This window comes from Pantoea sp. MHSD4 (assembly GCF_021043305.1).
In the GTDB taxonomy this organism is placed as follows: Bacteria; Pseudomonadota; Gammaproteobacteria; order Enterobacterales; family Enterobacteriaceae; genus Pantoea; species Pantoea eucalypti.
Window position 1 is genome coordinate 1 of record NZ_JAJNDH010000033.1, and the last position, 380, is coordinate 380.

1 protein-coding gene is annotated in these 380 nt (G+C 63.9%); it reads right to left on the reverse strand.

The window, feature by feature from the left end; genetic code table 11:
- Positions 1-380, reverse strand: a 380-nt coding sequence (locus LQK91_RS21940) for a contractile injection system protein, VgrG/Pvc8 family (RefSeq protein ID WP_255694738.1), incomplete at both ends; no start/stop codon positions are given.

Below are 380 nucleotides of genomic sequence, written 5' to 3' on the forward strand. Positions count from 1 at the left end.
AGTCGTCGGTGCTGTAGATGCCCGGCGTCACGCTCTCCGCCAGCGACCACTGGCTGATGCCCTCTTCCGTCACCACGCCGCCCGACGGGGTGACGTGATAGGCGATGGTCTCATAGCCCGGAAACGCCTGATGCTGGTCCGGCGCGTCGCACAGCACCAGCGTATGTTTGTCCGCCTCGTGGCGGAAGAAGTAGTAAATCCCCTCCAGCTCCATCAGGCGGCTGATGAAGTCCAGGCTGCTCTCCTGATACTGCACGCAGTACTCCCACACCCGGTAGCTGCCCGCCAGGCGCGTCTCCACGCTGACCGCGTACTCCTTCAGCAGCGTCTGCACAATCTGCGGCACCGTCTGGCTCTGGAAGATGCGCAGGTTGCGGTCG